Origin of the sequence: Agrobacterium sp. S7/73, from assembly GCF_019355535.1 — a bacterium.
GTDB lineage: Bacteria > Pseudomonadota > Alphaproteobacteria > Rhizobiales > Rhizobiaceae > Agrobacterium > Agrobacterium tumefaciens.
Genome location: NZ_CP072139.1, coordinates 118,410 through 143,452, shown reverse-complemented (window position 1 = coordinate 143,452; position 25,043 = coordinate 118,410). Strand labels below are relative to the sequence as shown.

Below are 25,043 nucleotides of genomic sequence, written 5' to 3'. Positions count from 1 at the left end.
ACGTTTCGGGGGCCTTTTTCTTTTGCGCGTTTTCCTTACTTAAAATGGTTTCGAAGTCTGTTTCTCGGCTTCAGTTCAAATCTTTGATCTTTCGCGCGTGAACCGCTCAGCCAGTGATGGCAGCTGCGCTTCGATGAAACGCAGGAATTCTGCTCCGGCCGGTGTATCCGCCGAAATACGGATATCCTTGTTCGTGCGCGAAAAGCTGCCAAGTGGTTCGCCTGCGGCGCCGGCAATCATCTTGCCGGCCTTCGACGGTGCGGCAGGTTTCAGGGCGTTAAAGGCGGCAAGAAACTTTTGATCGGATCCAAGCCGTCTTTGCGTAGCGGCCGAAAGCACGCTGCGCAGTTCATCGTGCAGGTCAGGCTGTTCGGAGAAAGCCTTTGCAAACTCCACCCACCTTGGACGACCGACCTTGGCTGCCCGACCAATTGTCTCGACGATATCGAGCGGAAGGGCGCGATAAACCGCTCGCATCCGTGCAAGCTCGGGATCGTCGATAGACAATGCCGCCTTGATATCACGAGGCTTCACATCGGCATCATCCATACGGCGGGCAAACAGGGTGCGCTCGATCCAGGTCAGATCCTGGCGATCGGCATTTTCAATACCCTGCGCAATGACAAGCTCGACGTCGGAAATCTCGACTTCGATCGCCTTGACCGGAATTCCAAGATCGCGCGCTGCCTGGAGCCGGCGATGGCCGTAGATAACCTGATAGCGATCGGGCGATGCTGGTGACTTGCGGACCTGGATCGGGACCTTCTGACCCTCGGACTTTATCGAGTTCCTGAAAGACTCGAAATCCGATGCATCGTCATCTGGAAGACGATCGGGAAAGGGAGAGGGATCGACCTTTGACGGGTCGAGCTCTCTGATCGCACCACCACCCGATTCAACAAGCGCCTTGAGGCGGTCACGTTCCGATTTGATGTCGTCGATCGCCCTGTGCGCCGCACCGATCACGCCGGCACCGACACGTGCAGTTGGTGCAGGTTGCTGCGGGGAGGCAGGAGCATCGGTCGCCAGCCGGTTTTCAAGTTCCGCCGACAGCAGGCCAAAATTGGCAACGATGGATTTACGCGATGACTTGTTGGTCATGTGCGTCCCCAGCTGGTGTTGATGAGTTTCACGACCGCTTCGTTGACGGCATCGACCGCCTCGCGTGCGCGTTTATGCGTGTCACGGCCGATCTGGCCCATTTCGAGTTCGTAGATCGAGCGCTTTGCAAGTCCTGCTGCCTCGACAGCGGTGCTTTCAATCAGCGTCGGAAGAAGCACATCCGTTCCGAAGAGATGGCGCATCAGCGCAACGACCTGAGACTGTGGTGCGTCGTTGGGATCATGGCGGGTAATGAGATAGCGGATGAAATCTTGATCAAGCTGTGCTCCGCTCTCGTTGAGCACGCTTATCAGATCTCCCATCATCAGGAGAAACTGGCTCATGGATGCGACATCGAGCATCGCCGGGTGTACCGTGATAATCATGCTGGTCGCAGCATAAATCGCACTCAGCGTCAGAAACCCGAGAGACGGCGGCGTATCGAGAATGACGACGTCATAGTCCTGATCAACCTCGGCAAGAGCAAGCTTCAACCGTTCGAAGAAGATCGCTCCCGAGCCCGATTTCTGCGCCAGAACCCGCGGCGTTTCATGCTCATATTCCATCACTTCGAGGTTGCCGGGTATCAGATCGATCCCGTCGAAATAGGTCTTGCGGATGATATCGCGGATTGGCCGGCGCTCGGCGTCGTCGTAGCGAAGAGCAGCGTAGATCGTTTCGTTGGCACCAACGTCAAACTCAGGTTGCGCGCCGAACAGTGCAGAAAGTGATGCCTGCGGATCGAGATCAAGAGCAAGGACGCGGTAGCCCTGCAGCGCGAGATAATGCGCAAGATGGACGCAGGTCGTGGTCTTGGCACTGCCGCCCTTGAAGTTGGCGATCGCAACGACCTGGAGATGCTCGCCCTCGCGTCGGCGAGGAGAAAATCTCAGCGCTTCAGAAGGCTTTTGGGCGGCAAAGAGCTCGCGCAATTCATTGATCTGAGCAAGCGTATAGACACGATGGTTATTTTCGAGCCGGCCAGGGATCGGTCCACGGCCTTCGCTCGACATGAGTTTCAGCGTAGAATCGGGTATTGAGGTCAGCTTGGAGACTTCGTTGGTGAGGAACGGTCGCAGGCTTTTCTCCGACTTCGGAGGATACATGCGGGTGCGAAGGTCCTGCAACTGCTGAGACAGAAGACCCGCATGGCGCATAATCTTGGCGCCCGCGTCTTCCTTCTGACCGCTCGTCATTTCTGCGTGTTTTGCTATCGCCATATTTTCCTCTTGGCGGGCATTCGCCGGTTTGCCGACCATCGTCCGCCAAAGGTACAACATGATTCTGTTTCGCCGTCCAGTTATTTACGGTTAACCGGATATTGACGTCCGTGGTTGACAGGGGAATAGACGCGCCCATTTTATAAATTATAATCAGATACTTATAGAATGTTTCGGACATCCTGCCCCTGCGGCGGCAACTGCATTTTTGCTCGGCAATCAAGGTCATCAGCGTCGGTCGAAACGAAATTTTCACTGCAAAAAATCTACCCCATGGCGAATCGAACGACATTCGATCTCAAGAGGCAACCACTCGGCAATACTAAAAGGGCCGGCTGCGAGCCGATCTACCGGTTTTTGTCTGACCGAGGACCAGCGTCGTTTTTACGTTGGCGATAATAGTGACAGCGGATCGATCGGCGAAGGGCCGTCACAAAACGACGGAGGGATCAAAGCAGCTTTTCAACACCGTCTACCGAGTCAAAGTGCTTCCCGCATGGAGGCACGTTCAACGATTTCGGTTTTCAGAACGACCTTGCGGGCCGTCTGATCGTTGCCATTTAGCCGCTCGACCAGCAACCTGGCCGCCGTCGCGCCGAGATCGTAGACGGGTTGGCGCACGACGGTCACTGGAGGCGTTGTTACAGACGTCCAATCCGCATCATGGAACGATACCAGCGACAGGTCGTCCGGGATGCTAAGCCCCAGTTGACGGTGAACCTTGAACACCTCCAGGCCGATTATACTGTCCGATGCAATGATTGCCGTCGGACGCTGCGCCGACTGGAGCATTTCGGTAACGATGCGATGCGTCTCTTGCTGCGTGACGGCACCGACCTGTACCCAGCTTTCCATGTTGGTCAGACCAGCCTCACTGCACGCACCAAGATACCCTTCGATGCGTCGCCTGACCGAACCGGTACTGATGTCGTCTGCACTGCGGAACCGATGATCCGGCGTGTCGCAGGCGGTTAAATAGGCGATGCGGCGGTGGCCGAGAGCAATCAGCCGGCGTGTAATATTCTCGGCGGCATGCCGGTCGTCGGCAATAACGGTGTCGACATCGAGCGTGTCGCTTCCACGATCGAGCAACGCGAGCGGCAGCCCCGAGCGAATAACCTCATGCAGATGCTCGACATCGTTTTCCTTGGCCGGCGAGACGATGAGACCGTCGACACGCTTGGCAAGCAGAGTGCGGATGGCCGCTCTTTCCGCAACGACGTCTTCACCCGAGTTAATGAGGATGACGGTGAAGCCTGCCTGCCGGGCAATATCCGTGATGCCTCGCACGGCGAGGCTGAAAAAGGGGTTTTCAATATCTCCCACCACTACGCCGATGGTGCCTGAACGACCTGTCGTCATGCTGCGAGCAAGCTCATTGGGGCGATAGTCGAGGGACTGAGCCGCTGCCAGGACCGCCTCTCTCACCCGGTCGCTGACGGTTCCGTAGCCACCCAGTACGCGTGCAGCCGTTGCCTTTGAGACGCCGGCTTGGCGTGCGACGTCCGCGACTGTCACGGAAGGAGTTTTAGGTGGGATCTTGTCCATAAGCGGTAGCCTTACAAGAGAACTTGACGACTGGCAAATGCGAAGATAACAATTGCCAACACCCAAAGAGACCGGTCTCTTTCTAATTGAGACCGGTCTCAAAGATAAAAAGACTTCCGACATGCGAACTGCGTGGGCCGGGCAGGTGACATCATGCGCCGACCGGGTGGGACCCGTGCGCCTTGAATTTATCGCAGACAACGACACCAGAGGAGAAGAAACCAATGCAATTTACCCAAGCCTTAACATCCGCATTCGCAAAAATTCGCGCGACCACGGCCGCGATCACACTCGGTGTCCTTGCAGGCGCGGCGACGCCCGCACTTGCCGACAATCCGCTTGGCCTCATCGATCCCGCCACCATCAGTGTCGGCACGATGGGCGATGCCAAGCCTTATGCCTTTACCACCGCCGACGGCAACTTTACCGGTTTCGACATAGAGTTGTTCCTCAACGTAGCCGAACGTCTTGGGTTCAAGAAGGAACAGGTGGTGTTCACCGGCCAGGAATTCTCGGCCCTGATGCCCTCTGTCGCCAACGGCCGCTTCGATGTTGCGGCCGCTGCGATCGGCACGACTGCCAAGCGCAAGGAGACCATTGATTTCTCTGAGGGTTATCTTGCAGGTTTCTTGAGCGTCCTCACTTCGGAGCCAGGCATCACCGATGCAGCGGGTCTTAAAGGCAAGCGTCTCGGTGTGGTGCAGGGTACACTTCAGGAAATCTATGCCGAGAAGAATTTTGCCGGCACCGATCTCGTGAAGTTCCCGGACAACAATTCTGCCGTTTCCGCACTCAACAACGGGACGGTCGATGCACATTTCCTCGATTTCGAGGCTGCAAAGGACTATTCCGCCCGTTATCCGGCGCTAAAAGTCGCAGTCAACATTCCGAGCTTCGACGCGCCCGCCGGCTTCGTCATCCGCAAGGGTAACGATGCATTGCGCGAGGCGCTTAACAAGGGCCTGAAAGAGGCCATGCAGGACGGCACCTGGAAAAAGCTGCACGAAAAATGGTTCCCCGGCACGCCGATGCCGCAGGCATATCTTCCCAAGCAGTGATGCCACCTTCCGGTCCGGCCTTTACCGGTCGGACCGGCCTTTCTTTCAAGGGATATCCTGATGAACTGGCTTGAAAACCTGCGCCGTAGCTTCCTCGACTGGAATGCCATGGCCGAAGTGCTGCCGACCATGATCACCGTTGGTCTCAAGAATACGCTGATCCTGGCCGCGACCTCGACTGTGCTTGGCGTCGCCATTGGCATGGTGCTCGCGATCATGGGCATTTCCCGCTCGCCCTGGCTGCGCATTCCCGCTCGTCTTTATACCGATATTTTCCGCGGCCTGCCGGCCATCGTCACAATTCTCCTGATTGGCCAGGGTTTTGCCCGAATTGGCCGCGAGCTCTTCGGTCCATCGCCTTATCCGCTCGGCATTCTGGCACTCAGCCTGATTGCCGGTGCCTATATCGGCGAGATTTTCCGCTCTGGTATCCAGAGCGTCGACCGTGGGCAGATGGAGGCCTGCCGGGCATTGTCGATGAGCTATGGCCAGGGCATGCGCCTTATCGTCGTGCCGCAAGGCGTGCGCCGCGTTCTGCCGGCCCTGGTCAACCAGTTCATCGGCAACGTCAAGGATTCGAGCCTAGTCTATTTCCTCGGGCTTCTGGCCTCAGAGCGTGAGATCTTTCGCGTGGGACAGGACCAGGCGGTGGTGACCGGCAATCTGTCACCGCTCCTGCTGGCAGGCGTATTTTATCTCGTCGTTACCGTGCCGCTTACCCATGTCGTCAATGCGATCGACAATCGTCTGCGGGTTGGCAAGCAGCGCCCCGCCGTCATCACCAGCGGACTGGAGGAAGTCAGTGAACTCGACAGTGCAGCTCGCGCGACTGGCGTCTCGTTCAAGGGCGGCAGCCTTGATGTGCGCCGTCTCGGTATGGCCTATGGCGATCTTGATGTGCTGAGGGGTGTCGATCTTTTAGTCAAGCCAGGCAGCGTCACCTGCATCATCGGCCCGTCCGGATCCGGAAAATCGACTTTGCTGCGTGGGCTCAACCGTCTGGTCGAGCCGAAGAGCGGCGATATTCTTATCGATGGCGAAAGCATTCTCGCAATGAAGCCGGAAACGCTGCGCCGCCGGGTCGGCATGGTATTCCAGCATTTCAACCTCTTTCCCGACCACACGGCGCTGGAAAACGTCATGCTGTCGCTTACGAAGATCAAGGGCCTGCCCGCAGCCGAGGCCGAGCGCATCGCCAAGGCAAGGCTTGCCGATGTCGGCCTTGCGAGCCGCCAGCACCACCGTCCGGGCGGTCTTTCCGGCGGGCAGCAGCAGCGCGTTGCCATTGCCCGTGCGCTTGCCATGGAACCGGAGGTTATCCTCTTCGACGAGGTGACGAGTGCGCTCGATCCGGAATTGGTCAAGGGCGTGCTCAACCTCATGGCTGAGCTCGGCACGCGTGGCATGACCATGGTCGTCGTCACGCATGAAATGGGATTTGCCCGCCGGGTGGCCGATCAGGTCGTCTTTATGGACGAGGGGCGCGTCGTTGAAGCCGGCACGCCAGAGGCAATATTCGACAACCCGCAAAGCCCGCGTCTCCAGCGCTTCCTAGCGGAAGTGCTCTGAGCGCCGGGAGGAGAAACCAATGACACAAACGATACGATGGGGTGTGCTCGGTTGCGCAGACATTGCTGCCAAGGCGGTCGTTCCCGCCATCCAGTCCAGCCGCCTGGGGCGCGTTGCGGCAATCGCCTCGCGCGATGCCGCGAAGGCGAAGGAGATGGCGGCCCGCTTCGGCATCGCCAAGTCCTATGGCAGCTACGAGGAACTGCTTGCCGATCCGGAAATAGACGCAATCTACAACCCTTTGCCCAATCATCTGCACGTGCCACTGACGATAAAGGCACTGGCGCAGGGCAAACCCGTACTCTGCGAGAAACCGATCGCGCTTGATGCCGAGCAGGCGAGGGAACTGGCAGCGGCACAAAAGGCGGCGGGCCTGCCGGTCGCGGAAGCCTTCATGGTGCGCCACCATCCGCAATGGAAAAAGGCGCGCGCGTTGATTGCCGAGGGGCGCCTCGGCGAGGTGAGGGCCATCCAGACGATCTTTTCCTATTATCTCGACGACCCCGGGAATGTACGCAACCAAGCTGATATTGGCGGCGGCGGTCTGTTCGACGTTGGTTGTTACGCCATCAACACGGCGCGGTTCCTGTTCGACGCGGAACCGGTACGGGCGATCGCGCTCATGGAGCGCGATCCTGTCTTCGGCACGGATCGGCTGACGAGCGGGCTGCTTGCGTTTCCAGAGGGAAGGCAGCTTGCCTTCACCTGTTCGACACAACTCTCCCTCACGCAGAAGGTCACAGTGCTTGGAACGCGCGGGCGTCTGGAAATCCCCACTCCCTTCAATGCACCAGCTGATGAGCCGACCATCCTTGTCTTTGATGACGGCCGCGATCTTGCCGGCGGCAGCCGCGAGAAGATCGCGATCGGGCCTGTCGACCAGTATCGCGAGCAGGCCGATGCATTCGCCGAGGCTGTTCTCTCCGGCGGGCCACTCGAGACGGGGCTTGGCGACGCAATCGCGAATATGACGGCGATTGACGCGCTGTTCCGCTCCGCAGCTAGCGGTCGCTGGGAGATCCCCGATGCCTTACCCCCATCCGTATGACAATTGATTGAAAGCCAATTCCATGACCGACAACACCATCTCTTCGGCCGTCATCATCGGCGCCGGTATCTTCGGCGTTTCCACTGGCGTACAGCTTGCGCGGCGCGGCATTAAAGTGACAATCCTCAATGACGGCCCGCCGGCCAATGGTGCCTCCGGCCGCTCGCTGTCCTGGCTGAACTCAGCACGCATGCGCTCTGAGCCCTATCATCGGCTGCGTATGGCCGGCATCGACCGGTATCGCACACTCGCGGCGCAGAATCCCGGCGCAGAATGGCTTCGCTTTGATGGCGGGTTGACCTGGGACGCGGATGACGAGCGCAATGAGATCGACGCGGCCTATCGCCACGAAGTTTCGCTTGCCTATGATGCGCAGCGCCTTTCCGCAGCCGAAGTCGCCCGCGTTGTGCCCGGTGTCGACGCCGTCGCAATCACTCGACAGGGTGCAATCTTCAATCCCGGCGAAGGCTGGGTCGATTTGCCGACGCTGATTGGTGTGCTGCTTGAGGAGTTTTTCGCACTCGGTGGCGTTCTGGTAACGGACCAGGGTGCTGCACGGGTGGTGATCGAGGGTGGTCGTGTCATTGGCGCGCAAACTGCAAATGCTGTTCTCCATCGGGCGGACGCCGTCGTGCTTGCCACCGGTCCGGCCGTCCCGAAGATGGCTGCGGAAAGCGGACAGACCATTGCCGACGGGACACCGATCGCCCTTCTCGTGCAGACGAGGCCGCTCGCCCATCCCCTGCGCGCTGTTCTCAATACACCGCGCGTCGCCGTTCGCCCGGCGCCGGACAGCACATTCTCCCTGGATGCCGACTGGGCGGCCGATGAGGGTGTGACAGTGCGCGCAGACGGCAGCTATGATATCGACGATAGCGTTGTTTCAGAGCTTTTGGTTGAGGCTGCGCGGGTGATGGAAGGCAATCCGAAACTCGAGGTGGCTTCCATCGGCGTTGGTGGCAAACCTATCCCCGGCGATGGCGAGCCGGTGATTGGAGCCATCAAGAGTATTTCCGGTTACTACGTGGCCTTCAGCCACAGCGGTGCTACACTCGGCCTCATCGTGGGCGAGCTGCTCGCGTTCGAGGTTGCGACAGGCACCGAACATCCCATGCTCGCAACCTTCCGACCTGAGCGTTTCCCCTTGAATTGAGCAATGTGAGGCAGATATCGCCAAAATGAGCCGGTCGCCGCCGCGGCCGGCATTTTTTATTGATATGGAAACGCCCGTCCGGTCTCTCACATAAGGCTAATGCCCTTGTCGGCTGCACGGACCCTGGAGAAAACCTAGGGTTCAGAGATACCAACAGACCGTTGCCACGCATAGAAAAACCGGCACCACGCGGGCAGGAGTTGGCACCCTGCGTCGCGACACGCCGCACAATTTAAAGGTGAGTTTGCATTATTTGAAAACTAATCGTTGACGCGACGACTTCAGTCCGTTATACATAAATCATCGATCTTTTGCTTGCCGAGCTTTGTCTACCGCGCGATTGGCACCGCGCTTTAAGCGAACTTCCATTTCAAAAATAGTCGGTTTCCTCGCTGCGCAGCATCAGCTTCGCGGTCCTACACTCTATGCTTTGAAAGGGTTCAACATGACCACTGGCACAGTAAAATGGTTTAATTCCACCAAAGGCTTCGGCTTCATCCAGCCCGACAATGGCGGCGCTGATGCGTTCGTTCATATCTCCGCTGTCGAGCGCGCCGGAATGCGCGAGCTCGTTGAAGGCCAGAAGATCGGCTTCGAACTCGAGCGCGACAACAAGTCGGGCAAGATGTCTGCTACCAATCTGCAGGCCGCATAAATCAAGATTTGCTTCCCTTTGACCACGGATGTACTGGCACTGTCGGAAGCTGCTTCATTAAGGTCAGGCGTTTTGCCTGGCCTTTTTCGTTTCGGTTTCAAGCCGAACCAATTGAGATTGCAAGAGCAGAAAAACAAAATGGATCCGGCTCGCAGACGACGATCTGCCTCACCGGCATCCAGATGTTATTTTCTGTCAAAAGCAACCTTGCGGTAGTGTCGGAATACGGCGCTCACGCCCCGTAGACCGAATGGCTGCCAGCGGCACGTCTCGCCAAGAAGGCAGGGCACTGCTCCATCAGTCCGGTCATAAATCGCGCCAAAACGCGATGATCTCTCTTCCACTCATTATCAGGATATCCATGAAGAACGCCCGAAACAATGACGTCGCCGACCGTCGCGCCGCATCTACCGAAGCCAAAGCTGCTCTGCTCAATGCGTACCGCGCGGCAAAGACTGCTTTAGAACCTTCCAGGCTGGCAAGACAGGCAGAACGAGCAGCCATTGCCACAGCTCGAGAAGAGCGACGTCTTCAACGCGAGCGCACGAAGCTTGAGGAACAACAGCGTATCGAGACCGACGCTTTGGAGCGCCAGGCAGCGATTGAGGCGGTCGCAGTCGCAGAAATCGAAGCGCGGGAGAGTGCCGAAAAGGCACGTATAGCCCGGGTCATTGAAGATGAGACGATGCGAAAGGCTGAACGCGACCGGCGCTACGCTAACCGCAAGGCAAGACAAGCCTAACCTTGCCCTTGCACGCCGACCCCACAACATGACGGCGTCATGCTGGTGACACTCTAACGAAAGCAGCCCCATGGCACCGGATAATAACGAGCTCCAGGCAATCAACACGTCGTGGCAAATCGCTATCCAGGAAATCCTGCGCATGGTCATTCGCGACATGTACCACGACGGTGGAGAAGCGAATTTCAAGGCCCATATAAAACGTATTGAAGAAGCTGCGGTCGACAGCATCCACTCCGATCTGCGACTCCGAGGAACCGACGAGTGGACTGAAGTGCTTGTAAAGGAAAGGGCGAGCAACTTCGTGACGACATTGCTGACGTCCTTCACTTACGACCGTGCCTGACCCCTGGACATCGATTTCAATGAGGAACCGAGCCGATTTCCAAGGAGAAGTGCGCCACCTCCGAGTACGATTTTCTGATCAGGGTTTGGTTGAGGGATTGGCTTTTTCTCCTTTCTCTGTGCCAGGGTGGCTGAGCTGGCCTAAAAGCTGAAACTGACGTGCCCGGTATTCCACATCAGTGGATCGAGCTCTCGGCTCCGTGAGAGCTAACAGTTTATTCAATCACGGCCTGTTCGATCATTTTGCCCATGCGGATCTGAGCGCGACTGGTGGCAGACCCTCGCAACTCGCCGCACTATCAGCGAGCATTGAGGCAACGCAGCGAGCCACTTGCGTCGACCAGCAGACCAAGTGGAAAGACGTTGGCGTCGATTGACGCGTAAACGACCTGTCCAAGGCTGTCTGCCAGGGCGCGTGGACAAATCGCTGACAGCACGCGGACCTACCGGGTGTTTTAAAAGCAATACTTGTCCCACGGTCGCGGCATGACGGTTATCTGCTAACCGTATTAGCCGCTATGCGACTAAGAACGCGGTTACTTCATCGGCCAAGCCAGCGAGAAAAGTGTGTCGATCTGGATGAGGTTCCGGGACATTTGGTGGCAATTCGTCCATGTATGTGAAATGGCCGGCATCGGGATCAACTTGGAGCGCCACAGATGCCTGGGCGGTTAGTACATCCATGAGAAAACGAGACTGGGCCGGGGGCGTGATTGTGTCCTTGGCTCCCACCCAGATTTTCATCGGCATCTTGATACGGTCAAGCGCACCTGGACGGCGGAAGAAGTCCGTTGGCGGAGCCAAGATTGCCAGTCGCTCGAGGCGTGGCGTGGAGCCTGTAATCAGTTGCTGCCCATCAAGGGTTTCGCCCTCGGCACCTTGAAGGGCGAGCATAACCGTAGCTCCAATGGAATGCCCGATACCCACGATGGGGAGATTGCTGGAGGTGCAATCGTCTATAGATGCTTCGAGCCTGCGGATGCGCATGTCCAACTCGGCCTTGGTCGGGGCGATTGAGGTCAGCATTTCGAAGTGTGGTGCGATGACCGTGCAATTCCCGTTAGCCAAGGTCTGCAGCAAATGACGGTGGCGTGACGGATTACCGCCACGACCGACTGCGAACAAAGCAATGCACTTTGGGTTCTTGGCCTCGACCCGAGTAATGGTAAAGGATCCCAACTCATTGGATACGATGTCGGTATTGGATTCAATTTCCATATTTTCTCTCAATCATCAGAATAAGTTTATCATCGTCTTCCGCGACAAACGAAGCCAACGTATCTCATTCATTGAAGTCCTGAACAGTCAGCGATTCAACGCTGCTTTTTGGAGGCAGTTTGAACCAGAGCGACTTCATCGAAACAGATTGGTGCATTCTGATGGGTCTGTGAACGCTGGTGCCCCAGGAGAAAAAAGAGCGGGTGCGGCCCGCTCCCGTCCAAGGATTTAGACCTGGGCTTGGCCACCATCGGCAAACAGTTCGGCGCCGTTGACGAAGCTCGCATCGTCGGAGGCGAGGAAGAGGGTCGCCTTGGCGATTTCGTCGGGCTCACCGACGCGACCGAGCGGAATACGGGAAGCTAGGTAGTCGATCAGACCCTGCTGCTGCTCCTTGTCATCACCAGCAAGCTCCACGAGTCCGGGCGTGCGCGTTGCTCCGGGGGAGACGACGTTGACGCGGATGCCAGTGCCCTTGAGATCGAGAGCCCAGGAGCGGGCGAGGTTGCGGACGGCCGCTTTGGAGGCTGAGTAGACCGAGAATGCGGCCGTGCCTTCTGTGCCGGCGGTCGAACCCGTTAGAACGATCGACGAACCCCGACCCATCAGTGGCAGAGCCTTTTGAACAGTGAAGATGACCGCCTTCACATTGCGAGCGAACGTGTTGTCAACCTGCTCTTCGGTGATTTCGCCGAGGGGAAGCATGCTGCCGCCGCCGGCGTTGACGACCAGGACATCAAGGCGTCCCTGTTGCGACTTCACCTGGGCGAAGACGTCGTCGAGTTCGTCGTTCTTTGCCGAGTCCGCCTGTATGCCGACGGCGCCGTGGCCGATCGCTGCGACGGCCTCGTCCAGAGCGTCCTTGCGGCGACCCGTAATGTAGACCCGGGCTCCTTCGGCTGCGAAAAGCCTGGCGGTCGACAGGCCGATGCCGCTCGTTGCACCGGTCACGATTGCAATCTTATTTGCTAGTCTCTTGGTCATTTTATTCTCCTAAGGCTGGGCGCGCGAAAGGGTCAGTCCGAATTCGCGGCCTGTTGACGGTCTAAAGCTATGCGGGAGGTGGCGCCGGCCTTGGGCCTGTCGTCGCCGTCCGATGTGCAGAACGTAATTCCTCAGCCCTGCAGGGAGAAGCCAGTTCGTATGGAGACATTATCCATCTGTATGGACAGTCTGCATCGCCGCGCCGCGCCTTGCGTCGACGCCTTCAAACACTTTCGCCGCCCAGTCCGAGAATGCCCGCAGCCGCGGGTTTGAAAATCTGTCAGCGGGATAGACCAGGTGCAGAACATGGTTTTCAGGCTTCCAGTCAGGAAGCAGTTCGATCAGCAAACCCTTGTCGATATTAGGTCTTGCAGGAATCCGAAACTTTGGCCGATACCCAACCCGGCTAGCAACGCATTCAAATGCGCCGTGCTTTCGTTGAGGGAAATGCCGCTTGACATCGGCATATACTCGGTCTGCTCGTTGCCGCGCTGGAAGCGCAGCGGGAACCGTTTACCGGATGACGCCGAAAAATAACTGACGACACGATGCGCCTGAATGTCGTCTGGATGCATCGGCAGTTCTTTTCCGGCGAGATAAACTGGCGCTGCGCAGAGCACGTAGTCGAGTTCGCATAGCTTCCTAGCCCTGAGGGATGAATCGCCAAGTGAACCGCCACGAATGACGCAATCGATCCCTTCGCCAATAAGGTCGACAGATCGATCACTGACGCCGAGAAGCAGGTCTATCTGCGGATACTGGCGCTGGAAGTCCCAAAGGGACGGGATGAGTATCCGGTTCGCCAGGACAGAACCAATATCAATCCGAAGCTTTCCTTTGGGCGCGCTGCGGGCGCCAGCGACGGTGCCGTCCATGTCGTCCAGATCCGCAAGCAGGCGAAGGGCGCGCTGGTGATAGGCAATACCTTCCGTGGTCATTGTCACCGACCGAGTGGTCCGCTCAACGAGTTTTGTCCCGAGATGTGCTTCAAGATCCTGCACGAGCTTGCTAACTGACGACCGTGGGAGATTCATTGTGTCCGCAGCCTTGGTAAAAGATCCGGCTTCGGCGACGCGAACGAATGTTCGTATGGCGAGTATCTGGTCCATGCAACGCCCTGCAGATTAGGTCTACGATAACCGACTATATCGGAACCGCGACCAAGACCATTTAATTTCTTGCTCTCAGTCGGTCGCGTGCCTCCCACAAGACCTCGAATGCTGATTGTCGCTAAAACACAGTCGACGCCATACAGCGAGGCTTGGCTTCTCTGTGCAGAGAAATCCGGTAAATGGTACGTTTTCGGCTGGTTTCGTCGCCCCAATCGCCTTGATAGTAAGGCGCGGCATGGCGGCGACACGCAAAATGCCATGCCGGAAAGACCGCACGCAGTCGATGACACCTATCCTTCGCAAATGCGCTGACTTGAGCGCTACCGAAGTGTGCATTTTATCGACGTAGATCGCTCGTCAGTCATTCATCAATCGATGCGGGGCGGTTCGATGGCTGGCATGCCATTAATACAGTGAAATGAGCCACACCCTCATATTCAATTCTGGTGAGGGAGAACGCGACTGTTTTTGTATGTCGGTTACGACAAACGAGCGACGTGGCGCCTAAACGCTTCGCTGCTCACTGGCACTGCCTGCTTAGTCCTTTGCGCCAGAGGGCGAATGCACAAGATTGGTTTCCTCAAAATGCCCTCACTTTGGAATTTGCATCTTTGATTATCTATGAAAACTATAGAAATTAAAGGCAACAGGAGTGAGGCGAACAATGAACGTACTTGGAATAAGCGGCAGCGTTAAACAACCGTCACGAACGGCAAGCATTGTCTCGGACATCCTGAACTTGATCGAGAGACGGGCAAGCGTCTCTGTGGACACGGTCGATCTGGCTGTGGCGGCGCCGATCCTGTTCAGGGCTCTTCGTGCAGATCAACTGGATGAGGCCGGCCGCAGGATTATTGATGCTGTGGAAGGTGCCGACGTACTTGTCGTCGGTTCGCCTGTCTACCGCGCATCCTACACCGGCGCGTTAAAGCATCTGTTCGATCTCGTCGATTTCCGTGCGCTTCAAGGCAAGCGCGTGATCCTTGCGGCAACGGGCGGTACAGCACTGCATGGCCTCATGCTGGAGCATCAGTTCAGGCCGCTGTTCGGCTTCTTTGGCGCCGTTACAGTGCCAACGACGGTCTACGCCGTTGAGGCGGATTTCACCGGATACACGCTCTCGAACCCCGTGGTTGAGGCGCGCATCGAGCGTGCCGTTGCCGAATTGATCGATCTACTGCCGGCCAGAAACCTTGTCGCCGACGATCACCGCTCGGCCCTTCGCCTCGTTTCACACGACGCGGTCGCCAACTGACATCAGAAAAGAGGAGATTTTCATGACTGAACACCACGCCGAGCCCGTGAAATTTGCCTATTGGGTGCCGAATGTGTCCGGCGGCCTCGTAATATCGAACATCGAGCAGCGCACCAGCTGGACAATTGACTACAACCGCAAGCTCGCGCAGATCGCTGAAGCGAGCGGCTTCGATTACGCGCTAAGCCAGATCCGCTTCACCGCCGGCTACGGCGCCGAATTCCAACATGAATCCGTGTCGTTCAGTCACGCTCTGCTGGAATCGACGACGACGCTCAAGGTCATCGCCGCCATTCTGCCTGGTCCGTGGAACCCCGCGCTTGCCGCCAAACAGATTGCCACGATCAATCACCTCACCAACGGTCGCGTTGCCGTTAACATCGTCAGCGGCTGGTTCCGCGGCGAGTTTCACGCCATCGGCGAGCCTTGGCTCGATCACGACGAACGCTACCGCCGTTCGGAAGAATTCATCCGGGCTCTGCGCGGCATCTGGACGGAAGACAATTTCACCTTCCGCGGCGATTTCTACCGCTTCAACAACTACTCCCTCAAGCCGAAGCCGATTGATCCGCAGCCGGAAATCTTCCAGGGCGGTTCGTCGCGTGCGGCTCGCGATATGGCGGCCCGCGTATCCGACTGGTATTTCACCAACGGCAACACGCCGGAGGAAATCGCCAAGCAGGTGAATGACATTCGCGTCAAGGCCAAGGAAAACAACCATGCGGTCAAAGTCGGCGTGAATGCCTTCGCCATCGTGCGCGAGACCGAGGAAGAGGCGAGAGCCGTGCTTGCCGAGATCATCGAAAAGGCCAATCCGGAAGCGGTCAATGCCTTCGGCCATGAGGTAAAAAATGCCGGCAAGTCTTCTCCCGAAGGCGAGGGCAACTGGGCGAAGTCCAGCTTCGAAGATCTCGTTCAGTATAATGACGGCTTCCGCTCAAACCTGATCGGCACGCCACGGCAGGTTGCCGAACGCGTGGTGAACCTCAAACGCGCCGGTGCTGACCTTATCCTGCTGGGCTTCCTGCATTTTCAAGAAGAAGTCGAGTATTTCGGCAAGCATGTCATCCCGCTCGTGCGCGAACTGGAACAGGCGGAAATCAGCGCAGCAATCGCTGCGGAGTAATGTCGCAAATCGGACGGCAGCGGCCTTTGGCCGCCGCCTGGACCACGGGCGGGACCGCCTCCGTGATTGGAAACCTGTGCCCATTGGGCGGAGCATGGACTGAACGATGTCAGCATCGAGTTTTCTGGTTGCAAGTCTTGGCGCGGAGGTGGCGATCCCAACGGACATTCGCCAACACATTGCCTTGCCCAGCGAGCATGCCGGGCAAGAACGTCGCGCGCTGGACGCCGCCAAAGAACTTGTGCTGGAGCTTCGCGGTATTGACCTCTCCTTTGGAGGCGTCGTCGCTCTGGAGAATATCGACCTGGCCGTGCAGCAGGGCGAAATCCTGGGTATTATCGGGCCGAACGGCGCCGGCAAGAGTTCGCTGATTAATGTTATCACAGGCGTCTACCGCCCGGATCGTGGCCATGTAGCGATTAATGGCAAAGCCTATCGTCCAGTGCCGACTGAGAAGCTCGCCAGTCTCGGCGTGGCGCGGACGTTCCAGAACCTCGCCTTGTTCAAGGGTCTCAGTGTTCTCGATAATGTTGCTACGGGGCGGGCTTACGCCGAGCGGGCAAATTTCCTGAGCCAGATAGCCGGTCTACCGAGCGCTCGTCGCGAGCAGGCCGATGCCCGCGAGCGGGCAGGGCGGATCATCGATTTTCTGCATCTAACGCCCCATGTTGACCGGCTTGCCGGCACGCTGCCCTATGGACTGCAGAAGCGGGTGGAACTCGCTCGTGCGCTTGCCGCCGAGCCACGCATTCTGCTGCTTGACGAGCCCATGGCTGGCATGACGGCGACGGAGAAGAACGAACTTGCCGATTATGTGCGTCTCGCGCGTGACAAATATGCGGTCACCGTCGTTCTGATAGAGCATGACATTGGCGTGGTGATGGGTCTTTCAGATCGCATCGCGGTGCTCGACTACGGGCGCAAGATCGCCGATGGCACGCCTGCGGAAATTGCCAGCGATCAACGCGTCATCGATGCCTATCTTGGCGCTGCGCCGGAAAACGAAGACGGGGAGGGTATCTGATGGCTGCGTTTGATTGGTTGTTCCTTACCGAGGTCCTGGTCGGCGGGTTGCTCTCCGGGGTCATGTATTCCCTCGTCGCCATCGGGTTCGTGCTGATCTACAAGACATCGGGTGTCCTAAACTTTTCGCAGGGCGCGCTTCTCCTGTTCGCGGCGCTGACCTTTGTCAGCCTTGTCGAGCGTGGCGTGCCTTTTGTGGCTGCCTTTGCCATTACCTTTGCCATCATGGTCGTCATCGGTGTTGCGATCGAGCGTACGGTGCTTCGGCCGCTCACCAACAAGCCACCGATCACGCTGTTCATGGCGACGCTTGGCCTCTCCTACATCATCGAGGGAGCGGCCCAACTCCTCTGGGGTACGCAGGTTCATGGGCTTGATCTCGGTATCGAGGACATTCCCTTTGATGTTGGTGGCGTTTTCATCAGCCAGTTCGACATCTTTGCCGCAGTCGTCGCGGCTGGCATGGTGGCGGCTCTCTCGGCCTTCTTCCGCTACACCCGCATCGGCCTCGGCTTCCGCGCCGTCGCGGATGACCAGTTCGCGGCGCTTGCCGTCGGTCTCAAGCTGCCCTGGATATGGGCGAGCGTTTGGGCGGCGGCAGGCCTCGTTGCCCTGGTCGCCGGGTTGCTCTGGGGTGCGCGGCTCGGGGTGCAGTTCTCGCTGTCGCTGGTAGTGCTGAAGGCTCTGCCGGTGCTCGTTCTCGGCGGCTTCGATTCCATTCTAGGCGCGATCGTCGGTGGTCTGATTGTCGGCGCGTCGGAAAAGCTCGCCGAGGTCTATATCGGTGAGTACTTCGGCGGCGGCATCGAGGGGTGGTTCGCCTATGTCGTGGCCCTTGCCTTCCTGCTGATCCGCCCGTCCGGGCTCTTCGGTCAAAAGCTCGTGGAAAGGGTCTAATATGTCCGCCGTTACAGCCGATCTTTCATCGTCGTTCTCCCTGCCGCGCCATGCCGGCACGGTCGCAGTGCTCGCCGTTGCTTATCTCGTCGTGCCGTTCATCGGCACCAGTTACCTCTTCGAGGCAATCCTGCTGCCGTTTCTTGCGCTCAGCCTTGCCGGGGTTGGTCTCAACCTTTTGACTGGCTATGCGGGTCAGGTCTCGCTTGGTTCGGCCGCATTTATGGCCGTCGGTGCCTTCGCGGCATACAATTTCAATCTGCGTATCGATGCGCTCCCGCTTATTGTTTCGATTGTACTTGCCGGTCTTTCCGCCGCAGCAATCGGCATAGTTTTTGGCCTGCCGAGCCTGCGACTGCGCGGTTTCTACCTCGCCGTTTCAACTCTCGCGGCGCAGTTCTTCGTGCAATGGGCGTTGACGAAATTCAGCTGGTTCTCGAACGAATCCGCATCCGGCGTGATCGATGCGCCAGCACTGTCGCTGGCCGGGCTTTCTTTCGAAGGGCCGATCGGGCGTTATCTCTTCGCGCTGACCATTGTCGCCGTCCTCACGTTCCTCGCCTACCGCCTGGTGTCGTCGCAGACCGGCCGCAACTTCATTGCCGTGCGCGACAACGAGACCGCCGCACGCATCATCGGCATTCCGGTGCTTCGCACCAAGCTGCTCGCCTTTGCAATCTCGTCCTTCATCGTCGGGGTTGCCGGGGTAATCTGGGCTTTTGCCTATCTTCGCACAGTGGAGCCGGCCGGCTTCAATCTAGACCGCTCGTTCCAAATACTCTTCATCGTCATCATTGGCGGGCTTGCCTCGATCCGGGGTGCCTTCTTCGGCGCGGCTTTGATCGTCGTCTTTCCGCTCGTCCTCTCACGGCTTGGCTCTTTGCTATTGGGCGATGTCTTTAATTCGGGAGTGCTCGATATGACGCAGCGCATCGTTCTCGGCGCCTTGATCATTCTGTTTCTGATCCTGGAACCTGACGGCCTCGTGTCATTGTGGGATCGCTTGAAGTTACGCATTACGGCTGCCGTCAGGCGGGCGTGGATTCCTCGAAGCCGGCCCTGACAGGCAAAGGCTTCCAACAAGAAAAGCTTATCAGCAACGAATTCCTGAAACCAACACGGATGGCCGAGCGCCAGCCGACAGACGGAGTGTGTCCAGATATGACCTTCTACACGAAAATGAAAGCAGCAGCCTTTGCTGCCGGCATCAGCCTCGCCGCCATCGCCTCCCCGGCCATGGCCGATGAACAGTACTTCCCCCTGCAGAGCTACCGCGTCGGGCCTTATGCAGCCGGTGGCACGGGCTTTTTCGGCGGATTCATCGATTATCTCAATCTCATCAACATCAGGGACGGCGGTATCAACGGCGTCAAGCTGACATGGTCCGAAGCCGAAACCCAGTACGAAGTTGAGCGAGGGGTCGAAGCTTATGAGCGCCTGAAGAGCAATCCCGGCGTTGCGGCCTGGAACCCGCTGTCGGTCGGCATAGCCTATGCCATGATCGACCGCATCACCCAAGACAAGGTGCCGCTCATTACCATCAACCACGGCCGCACGGATTCGACCGATGGCCGTGTTTTTCCCTATGTTTTCCCGCTGCTGCTCAATCCCTACAGCGAAACCTCCGGCATCGTGAACTACATTGCATCCAAGGAAGGCGGGGTTGGAGGACTGAAGGGCAAGAAGATAGTCGTGCTCTACCACGGCTCTCCCTATGGCAAGGAAACGATCCCGATCTATGACCTGCTGGCCAAGAAGTATGGCTTCGACCTCCAGCAGATCGAAGTCCCGCATCCGGGCAACGAGCAGCAGTCGCAGTGGCTGACGATCCGCCGTGCCAAGCCGGATTATGTCGTGCTGCGCGGCTGGGGCGTCATGAACCCGGTGGCGTTGAAGACGGCGGCGAAAACCGGTTTCCCGGTGGATCACATCATCGGCAATGTCTGGTCCAACTCGGAAGAGGACGTTATTCCCGCCGGCGATGCGGCCAAGGGCTACACCGCCATCACCACCCAGGCATCAGGTGCCGAATATCCGGTGGTCAAGGAAATCGTGAAAACCGTCTATGACGCCGGCAAGGGCAACCTTGATGACAAGAGCCGCATCGGCTCCGTCTATCACAATCTCGGTATCGTCAACGGTATCCTTAATGTCGAGGCGGTGCGGATCGCCCAGGAGAAATTCGGCAAGCGCACCCTGACCGGCGACGAAGTTCGCTGGGGCTTCGAGCATCTGCAGCTTGATCCAGCCCGTGTCGAGGCATTGGGCGCCAAGGATCTCTTCCACTCGATCAATGTCACCTGGGATAACCATGAGGGTAACGGCTACGTGACGTTCCAGCAGTGGGACGGCAAGAAGTGGAACGTGGTTTCCGATTGGATCGCACCGGACTGGGCACTGCTGCGCCCGATCATCGAGAAGTCGTCCGAGGCCTATGCGGCTGAAAAGGGCATCAAGCTTCGCACGTCGGAAGATGCGAATTCCGTGACGAACTGATGTTTGCGTGGTCGGACAAGGGTCTCCCCGTGTCCGGCCACAATATCCCGAAAAGCGCCAAGGAGATCGTGATGACCGATGGGAACAGGCTGCTTGCCGTGGAGGGGCTCCACGCAACCTACAATCATGCCATCACCGCATTGCATGGGGTCACTTTTTCGCTCGGACGGGGGGAGATCCTTGCCGTTCTCGGTGCGAACGGCGCTGGCAAGACGACGACGCTGAAGGCGGTTTCCAACCTCCTTCCGACCGAACGGGGGCAGGTGCTCGCCGGTCATGTCCTGTTTGACGGTCGTGATGTCACGCGCGAAACCCCGGCAAGCCTTGTCCGTCTCGGTCTCGTGCAGGTGCTCGAAGGTCGCCATTGCTTCAAGACACTGACGGTCGAGGAAAACCTGGTCTCCGGGGGCCTTGGCCGATCCGCCACGCGCACTGAAATCGCGACCGACCTTGAGAAAATTTATACGCATTTCCCGAGACTTAAGGAAAAGCGCCGGGTGCTTTCCGGCCTCACTTCGGGCGGCGAGCAGCAGATGACGGCCATCGGCCGGGCACTGATGTCGCGGCCGCGGCTGCTTGTCCTCGACGAACCGTCAATGGGGCTGGCGCCTCTCATCGTGCAGGATATTTTCCGCACGCTGAAGCGCCTTAATCGCGAAGAAGGGCTTTCGATCCTTGTCGCTGAACAAAACTCAGCAGTCGCGCTGACCTATGCCGACCGGGCCATCATTCTGGAAAACGGCGTGAGCGTGCTGTCAGGCACGGCCGCCAAACTCAAGGCGCGCGATGACGTGAAAGCCTTCTATCTGGGCCAGAAGCCAACCGCGCTCGTCACGCATATTCACTGAAAATCAAAGGAAAGAGGAGACATGGCATGACCATTTCCAACGTGAAGACGAAAGATGCGGCTCAAGGCGTTCCCGCCGTGCCGCGGCCGAGTGAGCCGGCACACATCATCAAGAGCGATGCCGAAGCGATCGAAGTCGCGAAGAACCTCGCCGCCGAAATTGCCCCCGGCGCAGCCATTCGCGATCGCGATCGCATCTGGCCGGTAAAGGAACTCGATGCCTTCTCGCAAAGCGGGCTCTGGTCGATCAACGTGCCGAAGAAGTTCGGCGGTCCTGAAGTCTCCTATGCGACGCTCGCCAAGGTGATCGAGATCGTCTCCGCGGCCGATTCCTCGATTGGCCAGATCGCGCAGAACCATCTCGGCGTCGTTGCCGCGATCCGGACGGTTTCCGATGAGGCTCAGCAGACGCTGCTTTTCGCAGAAGTGCTGCGCGGCACACGCTTCGGCAATGCCTTCTCCGAATTCGGTTCCAAGCGGGCGGCGGACTTCGAAACGAAGTTCGTCGATGCGGGCGACCATGTGATCGTCGACGGCCAGAAATTCTACTCCTCCGGCGCACTTCTCGCCCATCTCGTGCCCATCGTTGCGCTCGATGATGAAGGCCGCGCCTGGTATGCAATTGCCGAGCGAGACGCGCCTGGATTGACCGTCATCGACGACTGGTCATCCTTCGGGCAGCGCACGACGCTCTCAGGCACTGTCATCCTCAATAACGTCAAGGTGCCGAAAACACACCTGGTTCCCGGCTACAAAGGGTATGCGGAACCCACTGCGGATGGTGCGATTTTCCAGATTATCCAGGTCGCGGTGGATACGGGTATAGCGCAGGCGGCAATCGATGAAACCATCTCCTTCGTGCGCACCAAGAGCCGTGCATGGGTGGATAGCGGCGTTGATCATGCCTGGGATGACCCCTACACGATCCAGGCTGTCGGCGATCTGACGTTGCGACTTCATGCGGCCCAAGCGCTCCTTGAAAAAGCCGGTTATGCCATCGATCGCGCCATCGGGAACCCGAATGCTGACACGGTCGCCGAAGCACAGATCGTGACGGCCGAGGCGAAAATTCTCTCGACAGAGATTGCCATTACGGCGACCAACAAGCTGTTCGAACTTGCAGGCACCCGCTCCACGCTTGCAGAGCATCACCTCGATCGCCATTGGCGCAATGCCCGTACCCACACGCTGCACGATCCGGTCCGGTGGAAATATTCCATCCTAGGCAAGTACTTCCTCAATGGCGAGAAGCCGCCACTTCACGCCTGGAGCTGAGTAAACTCTGGAGCCCGGGGCGCGCAAGCGCCCCGGCTGGGCAATTGATCTTGCTACATCCGCCAGCAGTAATGAGATATAGTGAGTGGTGAGATGGTGCCCATCAAGCCTGTTTCCAATCGAAGCGCCTTGTGACGAAGAGCTTAGCCGGGAACTTCGGGAAAACAGAATAGTGGTGACGACGAGCCTTAAGCGCGGGAAGCGGAATTGCCTTCTCGAGCTTTGCTTATTAGCCCGTCGTGCAGGGCGCAGATCTCTTTGGGAGAACGTAGAGGCGATGCATTCTTTTGTTCCCATAGCTTCTGCCCGCTTAACCGTGGCAGTTGTCGGCGGTGGTTTCACCGGCGCGGCGATGGCAATGCATCTGGTAGCGGGCAAAGGATTCGCGACTGATGCATCCGTTGTCGTCATCGAACCTCGATCGGAGTTGGGCCGTGGCTTGGCCTATAGCGCAACCGATCCGGCGCATCGGGTCAACGTTCCCGCTGCAAGAATGACGTTGTTTCCGGATATTCCCGATGATTTCGAGCGTTATGTTGGCGGTATTCCGACCCGAGACGATGCCGAGCTCATAGGACACGATGGCTTGCCTTATCCCAAGCGGTCTGTCTTCGGCGAATACGTCTCGGCACGGATTCAACCGTTTTTGGATGACGGCCGTATCAGACAGTGGCGGACCAAAGCGATCTCGGTGTCACAAAAAGGAAACCGCTATGAGATTGCGGGGGCTGACGGTACAGCGCTCATTGCGGATATAGTCGTGCTGGCCGTCAGCCATCCACCACCTTCTTTGCCTCGGGTGCTTCAGCCCTTCAAAGATGATCCCAAGCTGATTGCGGATGTCACCGTGACCGATGCGATCGACGCCGTCGAGACTGGAGATCGTGTTCTCATCGTCGGAAATGGCTTGACCTCCGCCGATGTGGTTGCCTCGCTCAAGAGACGGGGCCATGTCGGCCAGATAACGTCTTTCTCTCGCAGGGGCTTGCGGTCTCGCGGCCATGGCCCCGTCGGGCAGGAGCCTTTCGGCGATTTCCTGTCTGAACCGTTCACCTCTGCAAGCAAGTTGCTCCATAAGGTTCGCCAAACGCTGCGAGAAGCAGAGGAACGGGGAATGACGTGGCATAGCGTCGTGGATGCGCTGAGGGCGCAGGGGAGGGACATATGGGGAAATCTGCCTGTCATTGAGAGACGGCGCGTTGCCCGACACTTGCGGCCGGTCTGGGATGTGCATCGCTTTCGCATCGCGCCGCAAGTCGAGGCTGCTGTGGAGCAGGCGATCGCGAGCGGCCAAATGGATGTCCGGGCTGCCTCGCTTTCTTCCGTGACACGGATAGACGCCGGCTACAGGGTAACGTTGCGACCCCAGCGCGCCAAGTCTCTCGAAACGCTTGATGTCGATGCGATCGTCGTCACCACGGGCCCGGCGCATGGCGGCATTCTTCAAAGCCAAGCCATGCTTCGAGAACTTGAGCAGGCGGGCCTGTTGCAACCCTGCCCGACCGGGCTTGGCATCTTGGTTGATGCCAAGTCTAATCCCGTATCGGCTTCAGGCGAGAGCACGACTTCACTCTTTATTGCCGGGCCGCTTGCACGCGGCACTTTCGGAGAACTGATGGGGCTGCCGCAGGTTACCGAGCATGCAATCTTCGTCGCGCAGCGTATTCGCGACCTGATCGATGAATGTGGGATTTCGCATCGCACGGGCCAGACGGTGGAATGCTGACGGCCCGCTGTTTCTTGAATACATTTCCTCCACTCTTTGAGAAAGCCTTGGGACGATAATTCCATCAAATTCGCCATGCTTTGCGAGGCCCTCAGGACGGTGTACGGTGAAAGCATACAAACGAGCTCCTGGCTCAGGGGGAGCTCGCCCCCTGCTGCCAGCGCGTTGCCTTACGGGAGATGAGACCATGTTCACGCACATCATGATCGGAAGTAATGATCTGGAGCGGTCAAGAAACTTCTACGACGCCACGTTCGCTGCATTGGGCGGCAGGCCCGGCGAGATGGATGCGAGAGGCAGACTGATTTATGTCCACGAAGGCGGACGGCTGATGATCACGAAACCGATCGACGGCAAGGCGGCGACCGTTGCCAATGGCGGGACAATCGGAATCGCCGCCCTGAGCCGCGAGCATGTTCTGGCGTGGCACGACGCCGGTGTTATGCACGGTGGCACATCGATCGAGAGCCCGCCGAATGAGCGCCCGAACGGGGCCTTCGTCGCTTATCTTCGTGATCCGGACGGACATAAACTGAGCGCACGGTCTCAGCCGACAAAGTAACGCAGCGCCAATAGCGCTGGTATTCTCACAGCTGTTGTGGGTTGGTCTTTCTGCATAACTTTTGCAGCCGGATCCACCACATT

23 protein-coding genes and 1 pseudogene are annotated in these 25,043 nt (G+C 58.1%); 18 read left to right on the top strand and 6 right to left on the bottom strand.

From position 1 onward, the window contains the following. Positions 1-75: 75 nt before the first annotated feature. The 3 genes from repB to J5276_RS29990 all read right to left on the bottom strand — a co-directional run bounded on the left by repB (position 76) and on the right by J5276_RS29990 (position 3,869). Positions 76-1,101 carry a plasmid partitioning protein RepB gene (repB, locus tag J5276_RS30000; protein WP_019567178.1) on the bottom strand — a complete coding sequence of 342 codons (1,026 nt, stop codon included), beginning with the start codon at positions 1,099-1,101 and terminating at the stop codon, positions 76-78. Next, complete coding sequence (repA, locus tag J5276_RS29995) at positions 1,098-2,381, bottom strand: plasmid partitioning protein RepA (RefSeq protein ID WP_003518687.1); 1,284 nt, start codon at positions 2,379-2,381, stop codon at positions 1,098-1,100. The genes repB and repA overlap by 4 nt, the downstream gene beginning before the upstream one ends. Positions 2,382-2,801: 420 nt before the next feature. After that, positions 2,802-3,869, bottom strand: coding sequence for a LacI family DNA-binding transcriptional regulator (locus J5276_RS29990; RefSeq protein WP_112401850.1), 1,068 nt, complete (start codon positions 3,867-3,869; stop codon positions 2,802-2,804). A 224-nt stretch (positions 3,870-4,093) separates the two neighbouring features. Between J5276_RS29990 and J5276_RS29985 the strand changes: the two genes are divergently transcribed. From J5276_RS29985 to J5276_RS29955, 7 genes are all read left to right on the top strand, one after another. Further along, a complete protein-coding gene (locus J5276_RS29985) occupies positions 4,094-4,927 on the top strand; it encodes an ABC transporter substrate-binding protein (protein ID WP_174066569.1) in 834 nt (277 codons plus the stop codon). A 60-nt stretch (positions 4,928-4,987) separates the two neighbouring features. Further along, positions 4,988-6,496: an amino acid ABC transporter permease/ATP-binding protein gene (locus J5276_RS30750; protein WP_174066568.1), complete on the top strand. Its 1,509-nt coding sequence runs from the start codon at positions 4,988-4,990 to the stop codon at positions 6,494-6,496. Positions 6,497-6,515: 19 nt separating this feature from the next. Then, complete coding sequence (locus J5276_RS29975; protein WP_209159776.1) at positions 6,516-7,544, top strand: Gfo/Idh/MocA family protein; 1,029 nt, start codon at positions 6,516-6,518, stop codon at positions 7,542-7,544. 22 nt (positions 7,545-7,566) lie between these two features. Next, complete coding sequence (locus J5276_RS29970; protein WP_174066566.1) at positions 7,567-8,697, top strand: FAD-binding oxidoreductase; 1,131 nt, start codon at positions 7,567-7,569, stop codon at positions 8,695-8,697. A 445-nt stretch (positions 8,698-9,142) separates the two neighbouring features. Beyond that, complete coding sequence (locus J5276_RS29965) at positions 9,143-9,352, top strand: cold-shock protein (RefSeq protein WP_003519318.1); 210 nt, start codon at positions 9,143-9,145, stop codon at positions 9,350-9,352. 361 nt (positions 9,353-9,713) lie between these two features. Then, positions 9,714-10,094, top strand: a complete 381-nt coding sequence (locus J5276_RS29960; protein WP_003519316.1) for a DUF6481 family protein — start codon at positions 9,714-9,716, stop codon at positions 10,092-10,094. Between the two features lie 70 nt (positions 10,095-10,164). Then, the gene (locus J5276_RS29955; protein WP_003519315.1) at positions 10,165-10,440 is read left to right on the top strand and encodes a hypothetical protein; all 276 of its coding nucleotides are present in this window, start codon (positions 10,165-10,167) and stop codon (positions 10,438-10,440) included. A 515-nt stretch (positions 10,441-10,955) separates the two neighbouring features. Here the strand turns inward: J5276_RS29955 and J5276_RS29950 are convergent. The 3 genes and pseudogenes from J5276_RS29950 to J5276_RS29940 all read right to left on the bottom strand — a co-directional run bounded on the left by J5276_RS29950 (position 10,956) and on the right by J5276_RS29940 (position 13,750). Further along, positions 10,956-11,657 carry an alpha/beta hydrolase gene (locus J5276_RS29950; protein WP_113473774.1) on the bottom strand — a complete coding sequence of 234 codons (702 nt, stop codon included), beginning with the start codon at positions 11,655-11,657 and terminating at the stop codon, positions 10,956-10,958. Positions 11,658-11,885: 228 nt separating this feature from the next. Continuing rightward, positions 11,886-12,641: an SDR family NAD(P)-dependent oxidoreductase gene (locus J5276_RS29945; protein WP_080850300.1), complete on the bottom strand. Its 756-nt coding sequence runs from the start codon at positions 12,639-12,641 to the stop codon at positions 11,886-11,888. Between the two features lie 168 nt (positions 12,642-12,809). Then, positions 12,810-13,750: pseudogene (locus tag J5276_RS29940) on the bottom strand (LysR substrate-binding domain-containing protein). A 108-nt stretch (positions 13,751-13,858) separates the two neighbouring features. Here J5276_RS29940 and J5276_RS29935 point away from each other — a divergent pair. The 11 genes from J5276_RS29935 to J5276_RS29885 all read left to right on the top strand — a co-directional run bounded on the left by J5276_RS29935 (position 13,859) and on the right by J5276_RS29885 (position 24,960). Next, on the top strand, positions 13,859-14,065 hold the full coding sequence (locus tag J5276_RS29935) for a hypothetical protein (RefSeq protein WP_162706824.1): 207 nt from the start codon (positions 13,859-13,861) through the stop codon (positions 14,063-14,065). Positions 14,066-14,417: 352 nt separating this feature from the next. Next, positions 14,418-15,008, top strand: coding sequence for an FMN reductase (msuE, locus tag J5276_RS29930; protein ID WP_209159775.1), 591 nt, complete (start codon positions 14,418-14,420; stop codon positions 15,006-15,008). A gap of 22 nt (positions 15,009-15,030) precedes the next feature. Further along, the gene (sfnG, locus tag J5276_RS29925; protein ID WP_019567191.1) at positions 15,031-16,134 is read left to right on the top strand and encodes a dimethylsulfone monooxygenase SfnG; all 1,104 of its coding nucleotides are present in this window, start codon (positions 15,031-15,033) and stop codon (positions 16,132-16,134) included. 106 nt (positions 16,135-16,240) lie between these two features. Then, positions 16,241-17,158, top strand: coding sequence for an ABC transporter ATP-binding protein (locus tag J5276_RS29920; protein ID WP_174066564.1), 918 nt, complete (start codon positions 16,241-16,243; stop codon positions 17,156-17,158). Then, positions 17,158-18,054 carry a branched-chain amino acid ABC transporter permease gene (locus J5276_RS29915; RefSeq protein WP_174066563.1) on the top strand — a complete coding sequence of 299 codons (897 nt, stop codon included), beginning with the start codon at positions 17,158-17,160 and terminating at the stop codon, positions 18,052-18,054. The genes J5276_RS29920 and J5276_RS29915 overlap by 1 nt, the downstream gene beginning before the upstream one ends. A gap of 1 nt (position 18,055) precedes the next feature. Then, entirely contained in the window at positions 18,056-19,117 is a 1,062-nt protein-coding gene (locus J5276_RS29910) for a branched-chain amino acid ABC transporter permease (protein ID WP_174066562.1), read from the top strand. A 98-nt stretch (positions 19,118-19,215) separates the two neighbouring features. Continuing rightward, on the top strand, positions 19,216-20,550 hold the full coding sequence (locus tag J5276_RS29905; protein ID WP_162686789.1) for an ABC transporter substrate-binding protein: 1,335 nt from the start codon (positions 19,216-19,218) through the stop codon (positions 20,548-20,550). 71 nt (positions 20,551-20,621) lie between these two features. Beyond that, the gene (locus J5276_RS29900; RefSeq protein ID WP_174066561.1) at positions 20,622-21,398 is read left to right on the top strand and encodes an ABC transporter ATP-binding protein; all 777 of its coding nucleotides are present in this window, start codon (positions 20,622-20,624) and stop codon (positions 21,396-21,398) included. A 26-nt stretch (positions 21,399-21,424) separates the two neighbouring features. Beyond that, positions 21,425-22,672 (top strand): SfnB family sulfur acquisition oxidoreductase, encoded by a 1,248-nt coding sequence (locus tag J5276_RS29895; RefSeq protein WP_174066560.1) that lies wholly within the window; start codon positions 21,425-21,427, stop codon positions 22,670-22,672. 277 nt (positions 22,673-22,949) lie between these two features. Next, entirely contained in the window at positions 22,950-24,398 is a 1,449-nt protein-coding gene (locus tag J5276_RS29890; protein WP_209159774.1) for an FAD/NAD(P)-binding protein, read from the top strand. A gap of 187 nt (positions 24,399-24,585) precedes the next feature. Continuing rightward, the gene (locus tag J5276_RS29885) at positions 24,586-24,960 is read left to right on the top strand and encodes a VOC family protein (protein ID WP_019567199.1); all 375 of its coding nucleotides are present in this window, start codon (positions 24,586-24,588) and stop codon (positions 24,958-24,960) included. Positions 24,961-25,043 lie beyond the last annotated feature (83 nt).

Excerpts from the sequence above, each read along its gene's own strand:
- repB (WP_019567178.1), bottom strand. The coding sequence starts at position 1,101 with ATGACCAACAAGTCATCGCGTAAATCCATCGTTGCCAATTTTGGCCTG.
- repA (WP_003518687.1), bottom strand. The coding sequence starts at position 2,381 with ATGTTGTACCTTTGGCGGACGATGGTCGGCAAACCGGCGAATGCCCGC.
- J5276_RS29990 (WP_112401850.1), bottom strand. The coding sequence starts at position 3,869 with ATGGACAAGATCCCACCTAAAACTCCTTCCGTGACAGTCGCGGACGTC.
- J5276_RS29985 (WP_174066569.1), top strand. The coding sequence starts at position 4,094 with ATGCAATTTACCCAAGCCTTAACATCCGCATTCGCAAAAATTCGCGCG.
- J5276_RS30750 (WP_174066568.1), top strand. The coding sequence starts at position 4,988 with ATGAACTGGCTTGAAAACCTGCGCCGTAGCTTCCTCGACTGGAATGCC.
- J5276_RS29975 (WP_209159776.1), top strand. The coding sequence starts at position 6,516 with ATGACACAAACGATACGATGGGGTGTGCTCGGTTGCGCAGACATTGCT.
- J5276_RS29970 (WP_174066566.1), top strand. The coding sequence starts at position 7,567 with ATGACCGACAACACCATCTCTTCGGCCGTCATCATCGGCGCCGGTATC.
- J5276_RS29965 (WP_003519318.1), top strand. The coding sequence starts at position 9,143 with ATGACCACTGGCACAGTAAAATGGTTTAATTCCACCAAAGGCTTCGGC.
- J5276_RS29960 (WP_003519316.1), top strand. The coding sequence starts at position 9,714 with ATGAAGAACGCCCGAAACAATGACGTCGCCGACCGTCGCGCCGCATCT.
- J5276_RS29955 (WP_003519315.1), top strand. The coding sequence starts at position 10,165 with ATGGCACCGGATAATAACGAGCTCCAGGCAATCAACACGTCGTGGCAA.
- J5276_RS29950 (WP_113473774.1), bottom strand. The coding sequence starts at position 11,657 with ATGGAAATTGAATCCAATACCGACATCGTATCCAATGAGTTGGGATCC.
- J5276_RS29945 (WP_080850300.1), bottom strand. The coding sequence starts at position 12,641 with ATGACCAAGAGACTAGCAAATAAGATTGCAATCGTGACCGGTGCAACG.
- J5276_RS29935 (WP_162706824.1), top strand. The coding sequence starts at position 13,859 with ATGCTGATTGTCGCTAAAACACAGTCGACGCCATACAGCGAGGCTTGG.
- msuE (WP_209159775.1), top strand. The coding sequence starts at position 14,418 with ATGAACGTACTTGGAATAAGCGGCAGCGTTAAACAACCGTCACGAACG.
- sfnG (WP_019567191.1), top strand. The coding sequence starts at position 15,031 with ATGACTGAACACCACGCCGAGCCCGTGAAATTTGCCTATTGGGTGCCG.
- J5276_RS29920 (WP_174066564.1), top strand. The coding sequence starts at position 16,241 with ATGTCAGCATCGAGTTTTCTGGTTGCAAGTCTTGGCGCGGAGGTGGCG.
- J5276_RS29915 (WP_174066563.1), top strand. The coding sequence starts at position 17,158 with ATGGCTGCGTTTGATTGGTTGTTCCTTACCGAGGTCCTGGTCGGCGGG.
- J5276_RS29910 (WP_174066562.1), top strand. The coding sequence starts at position 18,056 with ATGTCCGCCGTTACAGCCGATCTTTCATCGTCGTTCTCCCTGCCGCGC.
- J5276_RS29905 (WP_162686789.1), top strand. The coding sequence starts at position 19,216 with ATGACCTTCTACACGAAAATGAAAGCAGCAGCCTTTGCTGCCGGCATC.
- J5276_RS29900 (WP_174066561.1), top strand. The coding sequence starts at position 20,622 with ATGACCGATGGGAACAGGCTGCTTGCCGTGGAGGGGCTCCACGCAACC.
- J5276_RS29895 (WP_174066560.1), top strand. The coding sequence starts at position 21,425 with ATGACCATTTCCAACGTGAAGACGAAAGATGCGGCTCAAGGCGTTCCC.
- J5276_RS29890 (WP_209159774.1), top strand. The coding sequence starts at position 22,950 with ATGCATTCTTTTGTTCCCATAGCTTCTGCCCGCTTAACCGTGGCAGTT.
- J5276_RS29885 (WP_019567199.1), top strand. The coding sequence starts at position 24,586 with ATGTTCACGCACATCATGATCGGAAGTAATGATCTGGAGCGGTCAAGA.